Genomic DNA, 15,307 nt, shown 5'->3' with positions numbered 1-15,307 from the left:
GGGAAACGGCCGGGACGCGGGCCGCCGGAGCGGTCGATGCCCCTCGCCCGTGAGGGGCATGCCGTTCTCTTCGGATCCTGCGCGTCGGCTGTCCGTTGTTGCTGTCCCTCGCTGATGATGCTGCTCAGCGGGCCACGAAGTCCAACACGGATGCCGACACGCAGCCATCGAAGATGACGTTGATCGCCGCGACTCGACATCGAATTCTTCGATCATTACGTGCGCGATTCAGTGTTGGACCCCGGCCCGTGCCCATGGGCAGGATCGATGGAACAGCGAACGTCATGGGCGAATCGGCCGGCGTCGTCGTGCCGCCACGCCCGTGGGAACTACCGGTTCACTCACAGCGGATGCGCACCGTGACAGACGCGCCGGCTGACCCGGCGGCCGTCAACCTTGGAGCCAATGATGCCCTCAATGACCCTGCCCTCGAGCGACGTCGACCTTTTCGCCACGGACACACTTCTCGATCCCTATCCGGTGTATGCGCGCCTACGGGATGCGGGACCGGTGGTCCGGCTCAGCCGGTTCGACGCGTGGGCGTTGCCGCGCTACGAGCAGGTCAGTGCCGCGTTGCGTGATCACGAGACGTTCAGCTCCGCGTCCGGAGTGGGCTTCGCGGACGGGATGAACGAGCTCATGGCCGGCGGTGTGCTGGCATCCGACCCGCCCCACCACACCACCCTGCGCGGCATCCTCTCCCGCATGCTGATGCCCCGGGCGCTGCGGGACCTCGGTCCCTCGGTGACCGCCGCGGCGGAAGAGATCGTCGACCGCTTGGCGGCCGGTGCGGAGTTCGACGCGGTGTCCGACCTGGCGGAGGTATTCACTCCGAGGTTCGTCGCCGATCTCATCGGTCTTCCCGAGGAAGGCCGCGACCGGATCCTTGAGTTCGGCGCCTCCACCTTCGAGGGTCTGGGTCCCTTCGGGGAGCGCACGCCTGCCGCGATACGACAGCAGCAGGCTCTGATGGACTACGTCACCACCACCGCCGCCAAGGACCGGCTTGCCGAAGGCGGTCTCGGCGCCCGCGTCTGGGAGGCGGTCGACTCGGGCGAGATCGACGAGGCCGCCGCGATCACCCTCATGATGGCGTTCCTCGTCACGGGCATGGACACCACGATCCTCTCCTTGGCGGCCGCCGTCCGGCTGTTCGCCGAACACCCTGACCAGTGGGACGCGCTGCGCGCCGACCCGTCCCTGGTGCCCGCCGCCTACCTCGAGGTTCTGCGCATCGCGTCTCCGGTCACCGTTTTCAGCAGGGTGACCACCAGGGACTGGGAGTGCGACGGCGTCACCATTCCCGCGGGCGATCGTGTCGCCGTCATGTTCGCCTCCGCCAACCGCGACGAACGCAAGTGGGATGACCCGGAGCGCTTCGACATCACGCGGAAGCCTTCCGATCACCTGACCTTCGGCGTCGGCATCCACGCCTGTGTCGGCCAGAACCTGGCCAAGCTGGAGGCGCACGCCCTCCTCACGGCACTGCTGGCACGGGTGCGCCGGTTCGAGATCGGCAAGCCCGAGTTCATCGTGAACAACACCCTGCACGGGCTCAGCAAGTTGCCCTGCCGGATCGTCACCTGAGCGAGCCACGGGAACGCATCCCCTCCGGGGCTCATCGCCGCCGGGCTCCTGGGCCCGTCCACTTGGAAGTGCTGCACCCACTGGCCGGCTCTCCCCAAGGAGCCCGCCACGACCCGGTGGGCCGGAATCCATCAGCCGGATTCCGGCCACCGTCGTCACCGACCCCGCCTGACGAGCCCGGTGGGCGAAGCGCGCGATCTGAGGCTCGCTCGCGCCTAGCGCAGCATGGAAAGATCGATGGCGTTCGCCATGGCCGCCATTCCGGCGTCGTTGGGGTGCAGATGGTCGCCGCTGTCGTAAGCCGGAAGCATCCGGGCGTGGTTGTTCGGGTCCCGGATGACGGCGTCGAAGTCGACGACCGCGTCGAACGCGCCACTGGTGCGGATCCAGTTGTTCACCGTTGTCCGGATGCCGGCCTGTGCACTGCTCTGCGAGGAGTAGGGCAGCATGGTGCCGCCGATGATCCTCACGCCGGCGGCGTGTGCCTGCGCGATGATGTCCTGGTACCCGGCGATCAGCTGGTCGACGGTGAGGGAGGGGTTGTTGTTGATGTCGTTGATGCCCTCCATGAAGATCACGCTGCGTACTCCGGGCTGACCGAGGGCGTCGTGCGCGAACCGGACCCTGCCGGCCAGGCCCTGGGGAGCCCAGCCGGCGTCGGCGCGCACCATGTTGCCGCCGATGCCCGCGTTGGCGACAGCGAACCGCTGGCCGCCGCTCTCCGCCTGCAGCCGGGCGGCCAGGCGGTCCGGCCAGCGCCGGTTGGCGTCGAAGGTGGTGCTGGCGCCGTCGGTGATGGAGTCGCCGAAGGCCACCACGGTTCCGGTGGTCACGGCGGCCGGCACGACGTCCACGCCCGACAGGTAGTGCCAGCTCCACATGGTGGTGGTGAAGTTGGTGGCGGCGTCCTCACCGGCATGGTCGCCGGAGCCGGCCGCGGACCGGTAGGAGGTCTGGTAGGCGTCACGGTGGAAGGTGGAGGCGCCGGTGTTGCCCCGAAGGTACACGCTCACCAGGAGGTCCTGCCCCGCGGTGACCGTCATCGGGATGACGTCGCTGGTGAGTTCCGCCCCGGCGGGGATGGTCGGGTTGCCGGATCTGCCGAAGGTCACGGTGCGGTGGGTGCCGGGTACCGCTGCGGCGCCGCCGGAGCGCACGGCCACGTCGACGGCGCCGACGGACAGCGGCGTGGTGCTGCGCAGGTTGGACAGCCGGATCCGCACCCCGGAACCGGCGACGCTGGTGTGGACGACCATCCGCAGGGTCTGCTCGGAGAAGGTTTCACCGCCGGCGGTCATGCTGGGGCCGAAGGCCACGACCCGAGGACGTTCGGTGAGGCTCCACTGCTGGTTGGGGTTGCCTGTGCACGGCCACTGGATGAGCGCCGTGGCGTCGGCCGTGGAGTTGCCGGGGACGTCGAGGCACATTCCGCTGTTGACGGAGACGATCGCGGAGCCGCTGAACCTCCAGCGCTGATTGGCGTTGCCGGTACACGGCCACTGAATGACCGGTGCTTCCGCCGCGGTGGACGCACCGTTCACGTCCATGCACTTGCCGCTGTTGATGTTCACCAGCGAGAACGAACCGTCTCCGCCTGCGACGGCCTGCCACAGCTGGCTCGGGCCGCCGGAGGGAGTGTTCTGCACCACCTTCGCCGCGTCGGCCGGCGAAGCCGACTGGACCTGTGCGTTCTTGCCGCTGTGCGCCGCGGTCAGCGCGTACACATGGCCGTCCTGCGGTCCGGTGGCGGCGGTGGCCGCGTCGGCCGGGACGAGCGAGAGCCCCAGGACGGCGAGAGCCGCGGCTCCCATGGCAGCCGTCCTGTTCCGAGACCTTCTCATCAGCCCTGCTTGCATAGCGTGCTTCTCCTCATCGGTCACGCGGGTGACGGTGAAGCCGACGCCCCCGTCCGGAGCCGTTCGGCTCCGCGTCGCCGGAGGAGTCGGCACGCCGGGGGAACCGCCCGAGCCGCCGGAAGGGCCGGCTCGGGCGGAACCTCGGTACTGCCAGATGTGGTACTGCCGCGTCACCGGGGTGGGCTTCGGGCCTCGGGGCCGGCCGAAGGCGGCCTGCCCGCAAGGCGCCTGCGCCGCGGTCACGGCAGCAGCCGGTGCGTGGCTCGGATCAGCTCCGCGTCCACCGCTGGTTGGTATCGCCGTGGCACGACCAGAGTTGGATCCCGGTGCCGTTCGCGGTGCGCCCCTCGACGGCATCGAGACAGAGCCCGGACTCGACGCCCACCACGGTGCCGTTCGCGTTGACGGTCCACTGCTGGTTGCCGCCGCCGTTGCAGGACCAGATCTCCACGGGTGTGCCGTTGTAGGTGCCGTGGTCCTTCGCGTCCAGGCACTTGTCGCCGAAGATCCGCAGCTCCTTGGCCGAGGTCAAGGTCCACTGCTGGTTGTCACCGGCGTGGCAGTCCCACAGCTGCATCAGGGTGCCGTTGGTCTCGTTGTAGCCCGGCACATCCATGCAGCGGCCGGACCCGACGCCGACGACCTTCGTGGTCGACCCGATCGACAGGTTGTCGAACTGGCCCGTCTGTCCCTGGCTGTTGCCGTAGCCGGCCTGCCCCTCGGTGTAGGTGTTGTCGTTGACCGCCCCGACCTTCACGCCGTCGATCCAGGCGGTGATCCTGTTGCCGTAGAAGCCCAGCCTCAGGTTGTGCCAGGAGTTGGTGCCCAGCGCGGCGACCGTACCGCCGGCCAGCGTCACGAAGTTGTTGTCGGTGTCGTTGCGCAGGATGGACCAGGCACCGGTGTTGCTGACCCTCAGGTAGTAGCCGTTCAGGCCCTCCGGACCGAAGGAGTGCTGCCAGGTGGCGCGGCCGATCAGCTCGGTGAAGCCCGCGCTCTCCAGCAGCACGTCGCTGGAGACCTGGTAGTCCTTCCAGCCCAGGTCACCGAAGAGTGCGTAAGGGTGTGACAGGGGCGCCCAGGTGATCGGCGCCTGGGCCGACATCTGGCGGACGCACTTTCCGGAGCGTCCGCCCCCGCAGCCGACGACCTCGTAGGCGCCCTGCTGGTCCTGGACGTACTTCGCCTGGGTGCCGGTCGGGTAGCTGTCGTAGGAGTCGGCGTACGGCAGTGCCAGGGAGCCCTTCGCCGGGCTGGCGGCGGTGCCCTTGCCCTGTCCTGTCGTGGTGGTGATGGTGTAGACGTACCCCGGCTGGACGGTGAGCGAGTAGGCGCCCCCGGAGGGGGTGATGTCGCTGCGGCGCACCATGGCGGTCGAGGAGTCGGTGGAGTTGACGTTGGTCGACCAGACGTGGACGGTCCCGGTGGACAGGCCGCCGGTCACCGTGAAGTCGAGCGTCTGCGCCGCGGAGGCCTGGGTGGTCTCGATGATGGTGCTGTAGTCGCGGTTGTTGGTGGACTTGAGGGTCACGTAGCTGCCGTTGGAGGCGCTGCCGCCGATGTAGCCGGTGGAGCTGTCGAGGTACTTCCAGCCCGGCGAGGTGAACTGGGTGGTCTGAGCGGTGACCCACAGGCTCTGGCCCGTGGAGTACCAGCCGGACCAGGGCTGGTTGGCGACCATCAGGCCCGTCGTCGCGTAGGGCAGGTTGGGCGTCATGGCGCCGATGAGCGGCCAGTTGATGGTCGCGGTCATCCTGCCGTCGATGTAGTCCCGGTTGTTCGCGCGGGCCATGGGTGCGGCGCCGCTGTTGTAGTCGTGCGAGCCGTTCTCACTGGCCCACAGCTGCTTGCCGGTTGCCTTGGCGTTTGCGGAGCTCGGGCAGGAGGTCTGGGCGGTGAGCCAGCCGCACGGGTAGTGGGCGCCGATGATGTCCACGGCGGAGGCGAACGTGGGGTCCGCGAGTACGTCGTTGGCGATGTCCCAGCTGTGGTCGTCCGAGCCCACGATCTTGACCGAGGAGTAGCCGTTCGAGTTGAGGGCCGAGCGCAGGTTCTTGTACCAGCCGATGTTGTAGCCGCGCTCGTTCCAGCCGCCCAGGTAGCTGATGTTCAGGCCGTGCGACTTGGCGCAGCCCAGCCAGGAGATCAGGTAGTCGATCATGTCGGCGGTCCAGAAGTTGCCGCCGCCGATCCAGCCCGGCGCACCCCAGGCGAGGCCGGCCAGCTTGATGTCGGGGTTGCGGGCGACCGCCTGCTCCATCAGCCAGAACTCATACCCGGCATTGCAGTTGATCGTGCCCCTGGTGTGCTCGATGCTCGGCTCGGCGCCGCTGGTCGAGTTGGTGTCGCCGCCGATCTCCGTCTTGAGGATCTGCAGATTGGCGCCGTAGTTCGGCTTGAAGAGGTAGTCCAGGATCTGGCTGCGCTGCGGCTCCGGGTAGTCGATCAGCAGTCTGCTGTTTCCCCCGCCACCGCTGATGGCGCCGATGCCGTCGAAGGTACGTCCGCCCGAGGTGCCGTCGAGGGTGATCGCCGTCGCGGCCTGGGCCGGGGCGGCGGTGAGCATGGATCCGATCATTGCGATGACGAGCGCGCACACCATGGCGAGCGTCCGCGGCAGGCGGCGGCGTAGGTCGCGCCCGGTGGGCGGGTGTCCGTGGATCAGCATCCGTTCTCCTGGGGTTGTTTGGTCATGACCGATTTCGTTGAAGAGAGAAGGTCAGTGGATGAGCGATGAGCTTCGGCGCAACCGACCATCTGAACTGTGAGAACCGCGGGTTCGACGCGGATGGCTCGTCCGGCCTCCAGACAACGTCAGAGCTCGGGCGCCGAAGGTATGGGCGATTCTGTTCGGCGTCAACGCTTCTGACAGAGCAGGTGGAGGCCGAGCCGCTCCGTGTGGCCGCCCACGCGAGACCGCCGGACAGAAGCCCTCCTCCCACTCCATGAACCGAACAAGACATCCGATCTATCATGAGCACGGATGAGAGCCCCGATCGGTTCACAATCCGAGGGAGGGAGTCAGGGGACGCAGCATCGAGGCCGTGTCGGTCCCCGCGCGGGACCTGGAGGAGGGCGGCCGGTGTGAAGGAGCCGTGCTCCCGGACATGCGATCGGCCCAGGAATTCGCGGGTTTCGCCGGGCGCGGAGGCCACGGCGACCGAACCGTCGCGGTGCGCCTCCACGCGAGAACACCGTCGGGTGCCTGGGGAGTGCACCTGAAAGCTCGGGGAAGTGCGGTCCCCGGGCGGTGAGCGAACCGGTCAGGAAGGCTGTGGGCCTCACGGGCATGTTGCGCCGCGACCGCACACCGTGTGCGGCCCGGCGACGTGGGTCGCCGGGCACTCGCCGGCGCAGGGAATCCATGGGCCGCCGCAAACGTCGCAGGCGCCTGCTCGTATCGCAGGTCGCCGTCGACTGCGGTCATACCCGCGGCCGCGAAGCGCAGCGCCTCCGCGCGTTCTGACCGCAATTCGTGCCGGCGCCAGGACCGACCGCTTTGCCCACCAGCCTTCTTCAGTTCGCCGCCGGGCCCACAGCAGTCGAACTCAGAGCGTCCGAAATGGACTTGACGCCTCCGTGCGCGGTGAGTCCGCCGTCGACCGGGATCTCGGCGCCGGTGATGAAGGAGGACTCGTCGGACAGGAGGAAGACCACGAGCGGGGTGATCTCGTCCACCGTGCCGGTGCGGCCGAGCGGGGTCTCGCGGATGTTCGCCTCGCGGAAGGCGGGGGCGGCGGAGGCGGTCATCTCGGTCTCGATGAAACCGGGGTGGATGGTGTTGACGCGGATGCCGCGCGGGCCGAGCTCCGTGGCGGCGGTCTTCGACAGGCCGCGCAGCGCCCATTTGCTGGTCGTGTAGGCGACCGGGTAGTGGCCGCTGAGCGCGGCGGTGGAGCCGACGTTGACGATGGACGAACCGGGCGGCATCAGCGGCGTCAGGTGCTGGATGCCCAGCAGCGGGCCGGTGACGTTGACGGCGTGGACGCGGGCGAAGTCGTCGGGGCTGACTTCGCCGAGGCGGGCACGCCAGGTGATGCCCGCGTTGTTGACGAGGCCGTGCACCTGGCCGTACGACTCCCTCACTTCGGCGGCCAGCTCCGCCCAGTGCTCCTCGTCGGTGACGTCGAGGCGGCGGCAGCCGGGGGCCTCGGTCACGTCGGTGGCGATGACGCGGGCGCCTTCGCGGGTCAGGGCCTCGGCCTCGGCGGCGCCCTGGCCGCGCGCGGCGCCGGTGACGACGACGACCTTGCCGAGGAGCCTCTTGGGGTGCGGATCGTTCACGGCCGCTCCCGGCTGCGGCGGCGGGCGGTCGGCAGCGGGTCCGGGTTCCTGCCTGGGACCACGGTGTTGGAGACGGTGCCGATGCCCTCCACGGTGAGGGTGACGGTGTCACCCGGCTTCAGTGGCGGCGGGGACTGCTCGCCCCGGACGCCCCACAGCTCGGCGAGGCAGCCGCCGTTGCCGCAGGTGCCGGAGCCGAGCAGGTCGCCGGGGCGGACGACGGTGCCGCGGGAGGCGTAGGCGACCATCTCCTCGAAGGTCCAGCTCATGTTGGACAGCAGGTCCGTGCCGACGACCTCGCCGTTGACCTCGGCGGTCAGGGCGAGGCGCAGGAAGCCGTCGCTGTCGCGGTACGGCTCCAGCTCGTCGGCGGTGACCAGGTACGGGCCGAGGGTAGTGGCCGTGTCCTTGCCCTTGCAGGGGCCGAGGCGGACCTGCATCTCGCGGGACTGGAGGTCGCGGGCCGACCAGTCGTTGAAGACCGTGTAGCCGATGATGTGGTCCCGTGCCTGTTCTGGCGTGAGGTCCCGCCCCTCCCGGCCGATGACGGCGGCGACCTCCAGCTCGAAGTCGAGGACGTCGCTGCCCGGCGGCACCGGGACGTCGTCGTGGGCGCCGATGACGGCGTACGGGTTGGTGAAGTAGAACGTCGGGGCGTCGTACCAGGCTTCGGGCACCCCGCCGACGCCGTCCACGGACCGCCGTACGCCTTCGACGTGTTCCTCGAAGGTGACGAAGTCCCGCACGGTGGGCGGCTGAAGCGGTGGCAGCAGCCGCACCTCGGACACGTGAGGGCCCGGCGGGACGTCGAGCGCGGCGGCGCCGGCGCGCAGGAGCGCGTCGAGTCCGTCGCCGCAGCGGATCAGCTCCGTGAGCGAGCGCGTGCCGAGAACAGGGTGGAGGGTGCCGTCCTCCTCCACGACGGCGACCCGGCGCTGGTGTCGGTGTTCATAGGTGGCGAAACGCATGCACGGCTCCCGGCTCCGGCGATCTTGGACAGCGGTCGAGGCCGGGGACGCGGCAAGGGGCGTCAGGGCGGTGACAGGGCCACCGCGTCCCCGGGGTTCGAGGGGGGTCAGACCGGCGGGGCGACGAAGCAGCCGCGGTCGACGTCGTTGAAGGACTCCTTGGCGACCAGCTCGTTCATCGGGTTCGCGGTGCCCCACTGGTCGGTGACCTCGGGCTGGGAGAAGTCGTAGACGTGGGGGTGCCAGGTGTCCTCGTCCAGCAGCTCCAGTTCCGTCGTGTACTCGACGGTGTTGCCGTGCGGGTCCAGGAAGTACGTGAAGGTGTTGTCGCCCGCCATGTGCCGTCCCGGGCCCCAGACCTTCTTGAACCCGGCCCGCATCACCCGCCCCGAGCCGCGCATGTACTCGTCCAGGCCGCGCATCTCGAAGGAGACGTGGTGCAGGGAGGTGTGCGGGCCCTTGGCGATGGCCATGGAGTGATGCTGGTTGCTGATGCGCATGAAGTGCATGACGTCACCGACGTACGGCGAGCTGAGCGTGTCGGAGTGGCGGAAGCCGAGGTGGGTCTCGTACCACGCGCGGGTCCTGTCGAGGTCCGGTGAGTTCAGCACGACGTGCGACAGCTTGACCGGGATGGCCTCCTTCTCCTCGATCTTGCGGTGCTGCCGTACGTCCACGTCGGCGGAGACTTCGACGGTGCGGCCGTCGACGTCGAAGAAGCGGAAGCCGTAGCCGCCACCGGGTGTGTCGATCTTGCCCGGCTGGGAGATCAACTGCACACCTCCCGCGAGGAGTTGTTCGGCGAGGGTGTCCACGTCCGCCGCGCTCGCTGCGCCGTACGAGACAAGATCGAGGCGCTTCTCGTCGGCCTTGCGCAGCCGTACGACGTACTGCTCGGGGCTGCCCTCGGCGGCGAGGAAGGAGATGCCGGAGTCCTCGGCGACCTTGGTCAGGCCCCAGACGCCGGCGTAGAAGTCGAGCTGCTTGTCGTAGTCGGGCACGGCGAGGTCGACGTGTCGCAGATGGGTGAGCAAGCGTGCGCTCATGGTGCGGATTTCCTCCTGTGTGGGGGTCAGTTCAGGCGCAGCAGCGTGGTCGCGTTGCCACCGCGCACGGCATGGAAGTCGTCGTCGGGCAGGCGTGCGGCGCGTAGTGCGCCGACGGGGTCCTCGGTGCCCATGTCGAAGGGAAAATCGGAGCCGAGCAGCACACGGTCCGGGCCGACCGCGCCGACCAACGCCCGCAGTACCTGCGGGTCGTGGACCAGCGAGTCGAAGTACAAGCGTTTGAGGTAGCTGCTGGGCGGGTGGGCGCAGCCGGCGCCCGCGTCGGAGCGGGTCGACCAGGCGTGGTCGGAGCGGCCGATGTGCGTGGGCAGATAGCCGCCGCCGTGCGCGGCGATCACCTTCAGCTCCGGGTGCCGGTCCAGCACCCCGGAGAAGATCAGGTGCGAGAGCGCGACGGCGTTCTCGGTGGGCTGGCCGACGGTGTTGGACAGGTACCACTGGTCGAGGCGCTCGTCGAGCGTGCAGCCGAAGGGGTGCAGGAAGAGGATCGCGCCCGTCTCCTCGGCCCGGGTCCAGAAGGGTTCGTACGCCGGATCCGACAGCTCCCGGCCCGGCGCGTGCGAGGAGATTTCGACACCCAACAGGCCCAGATCCACGGCGAATTCGAGCGCGCGCACCGCCGATTCCGGGTGCTGCAGGGGGACGAGGCCCAGACCGTGCAGCCGGCCGGGCGCCTGGGCGCAGTGGGCGGCCGTCGCCTCGCTCGCGAGCCGGTACACCTTCTCCGCGGTCTCCTCGTCCGCCCAGTAGTGGTAGTGCGAGGGGGACGGGCTGACCAGCTGGACGTCCACGCCCTGCGCGTCCATCGCGGCCAGTCGTACGGCGACGTCCGTCAGCCTCGGGATGCGCTCGGCGACCATGGGGCCGCTGACGGCCAGGGCCGCGGGCCCGTTGCGGCGGGCGTCGAGGGCTTTGGCCTTCGCCAGGCCCGGCAGGCCGGCCACCAGGGCCTCGACCTCCGGGATCAGGACGTGCGCGTGTACGTCGACAGTCGGCGAAGTGCGCACGTCACCGCTCGGCGAGGGGCGGTGGTCGGGCTGGGGGCGGCTCACAGCGGTAGCCGGGGGCGGGTGGGCCGTCACGGCAGCTCCCTGAGCACCGGCAGGGTGGCGTCCAGCAGCCCGGGCACGTCACCGGGCACGCCGTCGAGCTGCCACTGCCCGATCTGCACGGACGCTTCGACGACCATCCGGACCCGGTCGATCCGCCGCTCGTAGTAGTGCGTGAGCAGTTCCTCGTCCCACGCGGATCCGCTGGTCAGCAGCTGGGACAGCACCCATGCGTCCTCCATGGCCATCGCCGCGCCCTGGGCCATCGTAGGCGGGCAGCAGTGCGCGGCGTCGCCGACGAGGACGACCCGGCCCCGGTGCCAGGACCCCTCGACCAGCATGCGGTCGAACCAGGTGTAGTTCACCTGCGCCGGGTCGGTGATCGAGTCGCGGATCTCGTCCCAGGCACCGCCGTAGCCCTCGGCGAGGCGGCGCATCTCCTGCGCGTAGGAGTCGGGCGGGATCGTGGCGCGGTCGCGGCCGGCCTCCACCAGGTAGGCGTAGATCGTGTCCTCGCTGGTGGGCGTGTAGCCGGCGATGTAGCAGGGTCCTCCGTGGGAGAGGACGCTGCACTCCACTCCGGCCGGGCGGGGCGCCGGGACACGCCAGATGGCCATGCCGGTCGGCTCGGGTTTGACGTCAATGCCTATGGCGGCGCGGGTCGCGGAGTGCAGGCCGTCGGCGGCCACGACGAGGTCGTAGCGGCCCTCGGTGCCGTCACTGAACCGGACGGTCGCCGACGTGTCGTCCTCGGTGAGGATCTCGGCGGTGGTGCCGAGCCGGACGTTCGCGCCGGATGCCCGGACGGCGTCGACGAGGATGCGCTGGAGCACCGGGCGCTGCATGCCCAGGGTGGCGGGGAGGTCGTCTCCGCCGGTGCGCAGGACGTCGCCGACGTGCAGCACGGTCCCGTCGGGCGTCGTCAGCCCCAGGGCGTCGAAGCCGAAGCCGTGCTCGCGGACCTCGTCCCAGACGCCGATCTCGCGCAGCACCCGCAGGGCGTTGCCCTGAAGGGTGATGCCGGAGCCGCGTACGTTCCAGTCCTCCTTGACCTCGACGAGGTCGACGTCGATGCCGGCCCGCCGCAGCAGCACGGTCATGACGTTGCCGGAGGTACCTCCTCCGATGACCAGGACTCCCTTTCCTTCCATGGCCAACTCCTTTGTTGGGCAGGTCACTTGACGGCGACGGGGTTGACGGGGGAGCCGACGGCTCCGGTGATGGGCAGGGGGGCGGCGGTGAGCCAGAACTCGTACACGCCGTCGCGGGCGCAGTCGTCCGCGAGAGCGTCGGGGTCCCACATCTCGCCGATCAGCAGGCCCATGTGGGGGATGACGACCTGGTGCAGCGGCTGGAAGGCGCCGTCGAACTCGTTCGGCCGGACCTCGAAGCCCCAGGTGTCGGTGGCGATCGCGGCGATTTCGGTGCGGTGCAGCCAGCCGGCGGTGGTGAAGGACAGGCCGGGAGAGTCTCCGCCCGCGTAGTCGCCCCAGCTCTCGCGGCGGGCGCGCGTCAGCCGCCCGGTCCGGACGACGACGATGTCCCCGCGGCCTACGGCCACGCCGTGCGCCTCGGCCGTCGCGGTCAGGTGTTCCTCGGTGATCGCGAAACCGTCCGGCAGTTCTCCTCGTTCGTCGCCGATCATCCGGCCGACGTCGAGGAGGACTCCGCGCCCGGCGACGTACGGGGCCATGTGCTCGATGCCGGTGACGAGGTCGCCGTCGGAGGTGACGACCTTCTCGGCGGCCCGCCCGTTCCACGCCTTGCCGTGGTCGAAGATGTGCCCGAGCCCGTCCCACTGGGTGGAGCACTGCAGGGGCATCGCGATCACGTCGTCGGCGCCGCCGAGGCCGTGCGGGAAGCCCTGGTTGCCCAGCGCCGCGTCCGTTCCCGTGTCCAGCATGGTGTGGACGGGGTTGGTGCGGCGGCGCCAGCCCTTCTGCGGCCCGTTCATGTCGAACCGCTGCGACAGCGAGAAGCTCACGCCCCGCCGGACAAGGGCGGCACCCTCCCGGCGCTTGTCCTCGTCGAGGAGGTTCAGGGTGCCGAGCACGTCGTCCTCACCCCAACGTCCCCAGTTGGAGTACGTCTTGGCGGCCTCGGCGATCGCGCCCTCGGGGTCGTGGCGGTCCAGGCTCATGATGTCTCCTCCGCCACACAGCGGGTGCGCTGCACGCCCAGCCCGGTGATCGAGCCCTCCATGACGTCGCCGTCGCGCAGCAGCCGTCCCCAGTGCATGCCGTTGCCGGCCGGGCTGCCGGTGAGTACCAGGTCGCCGGGCAGCAGTCGGGCGGTCTGGGAGATGTACGCCACCAGCCGGGCGATCCCGAAGAGCATGTCCTTGGTGGACTCGTCCTGCATGGTCTCGCCGTTGAGCTTCAGCGTGACCCGCAGGTCCCCGGGGTCGGCGATCGACTCGGCGGGCACGATCCACGGACCGAGCGGGGTGAAGCCGGGGGCGTTCTTGCAGCGCAGCCAGTCGGTGCCGATGGCCTTCATGTCCCGGCGGAAGACGGTCGCGCGGTCGGTGAGGTCGTTGGCGATCGTGTAGCCGGCGACGTACTCCATGGCCTCCCCGATGGACACCCGGTAGGCGGGCTTGGCGATGACGGCCGCCAACTCCAGCTCCCAGTCCGGCTGTTCGGCCCAGGAGGGGAGGACGACGTCGTCGTACGGGCCGGTGATCGCGCTGGGCAGGCCGATGAACACGTACGGCAGGTCCTCGGCCGCCCGCCGGTCCATGACCGCGGCGATCTCTGCGCGCGCCTCCTCTACGGTGCGGGGGTCGTCGGGGGCACGGTGGGCGACTTCCAGGTCGATCACGTGCTGCCGGTAGTTGGCGCCGGACTGGAAGACCTGGCGGGGCTCGACCGGCGCGTGCACCCGCAGGTGCCCCAACGGCCGCCAGTCGGCCGTCTCGTCGGTCGCGAGCTGATGCAGGCGAGGGAGCATCTCGTCCCAGCGGTCGTAGATCCCCCTGGCCGTCAGGGCCGGCTCCCCGAGGGCCGTACGAAGATCCAGCACGCGCCCCCGGGGGATCACAAGACCGGGGAAAGGCGCCTGGTCAGGGGCGGAGAGGACGCCAAGGGCGAAGGGTCCGGAGAAGGACGCGGAAGCGGCTGCGGGTTTCACGGGAATGTCCTCCAGATTGCGGTGGGACCAATGTGGCCGCCACCGCGTAATCTGGGAAATCGATTCTTTGCATGTTGATCATCTGTGGTGCAAATGGTGCCGCCGCAAGCGGCCTCGTTCTGGAGGCGTCGTGTCCCTCTCCGGCCTCGATCTCAATCTCGTCCTGTCCCTGCGGGCTCTGCTGGAGGAACGCAACGTCACCCGCGCCGGGCAGCGCGTCGGGCTCAGTCAGCCGGCGATGAGCGCGGCCCTGGCACGCCTGCGCCGCCACTTCGACGACGACCTGCTCGCGCGCGTCGGCAAACAGTACGAACTGACCGCCCTCGGCCGCGCTCTCCTGGACCGCACCTCGACCGCCTGCGACCTGCTGGAACGGGTCTTCAGCAGCAGGGCCGACTTCGCCCCGGGCAGCGAGGAGCACGAGTTCACCCTGCTCACCTCCGACTACGCCCTCGCCGTGTTCGGTGCCGAGCTCGCCCGGACCGTGCACGCCGAGGCCCCCGGGGTACGGCTGCGCTTCCAGCGGACGCCCATCGACGTCACGGAGGACACGGCACCGCTGCTCAGCACGGCCGACGGGCTGCTGATGCCGCGCGGCATCATCAGCGGTTTCCCCGCCGTCGACCTGTTCACCGACCGCTGGGCCTTCCTGGTCGCCGAGACGAACGACGAAGTCGGCGACCAGCTGACCATGGACGACCTGGCACGGCTGCCCTGGGTCGTCTACCAGCGCGCCTACGACGCTCCGGCCGCCCGGCAGCTGAGCATGCTCGGTGTCGATCCCCGCGTGGAGATCTCCGTCGACAGCTTCCAGGCGCTGCCCTTCCTGGTCGCCGGCACCCGCCGGATCGCCCTGGTACAGCAGCGCCTGGCCGAGCTGCTGCGCGGCGTGGCCGCCGTACGCCTCATGGAACCTCCCTACGGGGCAGTCCCTCTCCAGGAGGCACTGTGGTGGCACCCGGTGCACACCCACGACGCGGCCCACATCTGGCTGCGCGAGACCGCGGCCCGCGTAGGAGCGGAGCTCGCCGCTTCCCAGCCCGGCCGGATCGCCACGGCCGCACCGAGATAGCTGGCTCCTACAGGTGCCCAGCATCCAGGTCCCGGATGATCCACATCTTCGATCTCGATCGGACGGGGGCTAGGCAGGACCTGGCCGTTGGCCCATAGTCGTCTCAACCCGGCGCCGGACCCGCACCCACCCGCTGCTCGAGCCGCACCTTCGCCCGCCGCCGGGCTCGCCCAGGCGCCCGGCGAGCCGGCCCGCCGGCGACGCCCAGCGGCATCGGCACCCTGTCGCGTGCTGCCATGAACACCGGGTTGCCCGACCGCGACGACCGCGCCGTTCCCTCCCCTCCGACACG

At 69.8% G+C, this 15,307-nt stretch carries 11 protein-coding genes; 2 read left to right on the top strand and 9 right to left on the bottom strand.

Annotated elements, in window-relative coordinates; translation table 11 throughout:
• Window positions 1–417: 417 nt before the first annotated feature.
• A complete protein-coding gene (locus NW895_RS28415; RefSeq protein ID WP_289939070.1) occupies window positions 418–1,587 on the top strand; it encodes a cytochrome P450 in 1,170 nt (389 codons plus the stop codon).
• 215 nt (window positions 1,588–1,802) lie between these two features.
• On the opposite strand, the gene NW895_RS28410 is transcribed toward NW895_RS28415, so the two are convergent.
• From NW895_RS28410 to NW895_RS28370, 9 genes are all read right to left on the bottom strand, one after another.
• Window positions 1,803–3,398: an RICIN domain-containing protein gene (locus NW895_RS28410; RefSeq protein WP_289939069.1), complete on the bottom strand. Its 1,596-nt coding sequence runs from the start codon at window positions 3,396–3,398 to the stop codon at window positions 1,803–1,805.
• A 313-nt stretch (window positions 3,399–3,711) separates the two neighbouring features.
• Window positions 3,712–6,045, bottom strand: coding sequence for a ricin-type beta-trefoil lectin domain protein (locus tag NW895_RS28405; RefSeq protein WP_289939146.1), 2,334 nt, complete (start codon window positions 6,043–6,045; stop codon window positions 3,712–3,714).
• Window positions 6,046–6,959: 914 nt separating this feature from the next.
• Window positions 6,960–7,727 (bottom strand): SDR family oxidoreductase, encoded by a 768-nt coding sequence (locus tag NW895_RS28400; RefSeq protein WP_289939068.1) that lies wholly within the window; start codon window positions 7,725–7,727, stop codon window positions 6,960–6,962.
• Window positions 7,724–8,695, bottom strand: coding sequence for a fumarylacetoacetate hydrolase family protein (locus NW895_RS28395; RefSeq protein WP_289939067.1), 972 nt, complete (start codon window positions 8,693–8,695; stop codon window positions 7,724–7,726). Before NW895_RS28395 ends, NW895_RS28400 begins: the two co-directional genes overlap by 4 nt.
• 107 nt (window positions 8,696–8,802) lie before the next feature.
• Window positions 8,803–9,741 carry a VOC family protein gene (locus tag NW895_RS28390; RefSeq protein WP_289939066.1) on the bottom strand — a complete coding sequence of 313 codons (939 nt, stop codon included), beginning with the start codon at window positions 9,739–9,741 and terminating at the stop codon, window positions 8,803–8,805.
• Window positions 9,742–9,767: 26 nt separating this feature from the next.
• Window positions 9,768–10,814, bottom strand: coding sequence for an amidohydrolase family protein (locus tag NW895_RS28385; protein ID WP_289939065.1), 1,047 nt, complete (start codon window positions 10,812–10,814; stop codon window positions 9,768–9,770).
• Window positions 10,815–10,840: 26 nt separating this feature from the next.
• Window positions 10,841–11,962: an FAD-dependent oxidoreductase gene (locus NW895_RS28380; RefSeq protein WP_289939063.1), complete on the bottom strand. Its 1,122-nt coding sequence runs from the start codon at window positions 11,960–11,962 to the stop codon at window positions 10,841–10,843.
• 23 nt (window positions 11,963–11,985) lie between these two features.
• Window positions 11,986–12,951 carry a cyclase family protein gene (locus NW895_RS28375; RefSeq protein ID WP_289939061.1) on the bottom strand — a complete coding sequence of 322 codons (966 nt, stop codon included), beginning with the start codon at window positions 12,949–12,951 and terminating at the stop codon, window positions 11,986–11,988.
• The gene (locus tag NW895_RS28370; RefSeq protein WP_289939059.1) at window positions 12,948–13,943 is read right to left on the bottom strand and encodes a fumarylacetoacetate hydrolase family protein; all 996 of its coding nucleotides are present in this window, start codon (window positions 13,941–13,943) and stop codon (window positions 12,948–12,950) included. Before NW895_RS28370 ends, NW895_RS28375 begins: the two co-directional genes overlap by 4 nt.
• Before the next feature lie 130 nt (window positions 13,944–14,073).
• Here NW895_RS28370 and NW895_RS28365 point away from each other — a divergent pair, with 130 nt between their 5' ends.
• Window positions 14,074–15,015 carry a LysR family transcriptional regulator gene (locus tag NW895_RS28365; protein ID WP_289939058.1) on the top strand — a complete coding sequence of 314 codons (942 nt, stop codon included), beginning with the start codon at window positions 14,074–14,076 and terminating at the stop codon, window positions 15,013–15,015.
• Window positions 15,016–15,307 lie beyond the last annotated feature (292 nt).

Origin of the sequence: Streptomyces sp. S.PNR 29, from assembly GCF_030386795.1 — a bacterium.
In the GTDB taxonomy this organism is placed as follows: domain Bacteria; phylum Actinomycetota; class Actinomycetes; order Streptomycetales; family Streptomycetaceae; genus Streptomyces.
This window is presented reverse-complemented; position numbering and strand designations above follow the sequence as displayed.

Excerpts from the sequence above, each read along its gene's own strand:
- NW895_RS28415 (WP_289939070.1), top strand. The coding sequence starts at position 418 with ATGACCCTGCCCTCGAGCGACGTCGACCTTTTCGCCACGGACACACTT.
- NW895_RS28410 (WP_289939069.1), bottom strand. The coding sequence starts at position 3,398 with ATGGGAGCCGCGGCTCTCGCCGTCCTGGGGCTCTCGCTCGTCCCGGCC.
- NW895_RS28405 (WP_289939146.1), bottom strand. The coding sequence starts at position 6,045 with ATGGTGTGCGCGCTCGTCATCGCAATGATCGGATCCATGCTCACCGCC.
- NW895_RS28395 (WP_289939067.1), bottom strand. The coding sequence starts at position 8,695 with ATGCGTTTCGCCACCTATGAACACCGACACCAGCGCCGGGTCGCCGTC.
- NW895_RS28390 (WP_289939066.1), bottom strand. The coding sequence starts at position 9,741 with ATGAGCGCACGCTTGCTCACCCATCTGCGACACGTCGACCTCGCCGTG.
- NW895_RS28380 (WP_289939063.1), bottom strand. The coding sequence starts at position 11,962 with ATGGAAGGAAAGGGAGTCCTGGTCATCGGAGGAGGTACCTCCGGCAAC.
- NW895_RS28375 (WP_289939061.1), bottom strand. The coding sequence starts at position 12,951 with ATGAGCCTGGACCGCCACGACCCCGAGGGCGCGATCGCCGAGGCCGCC.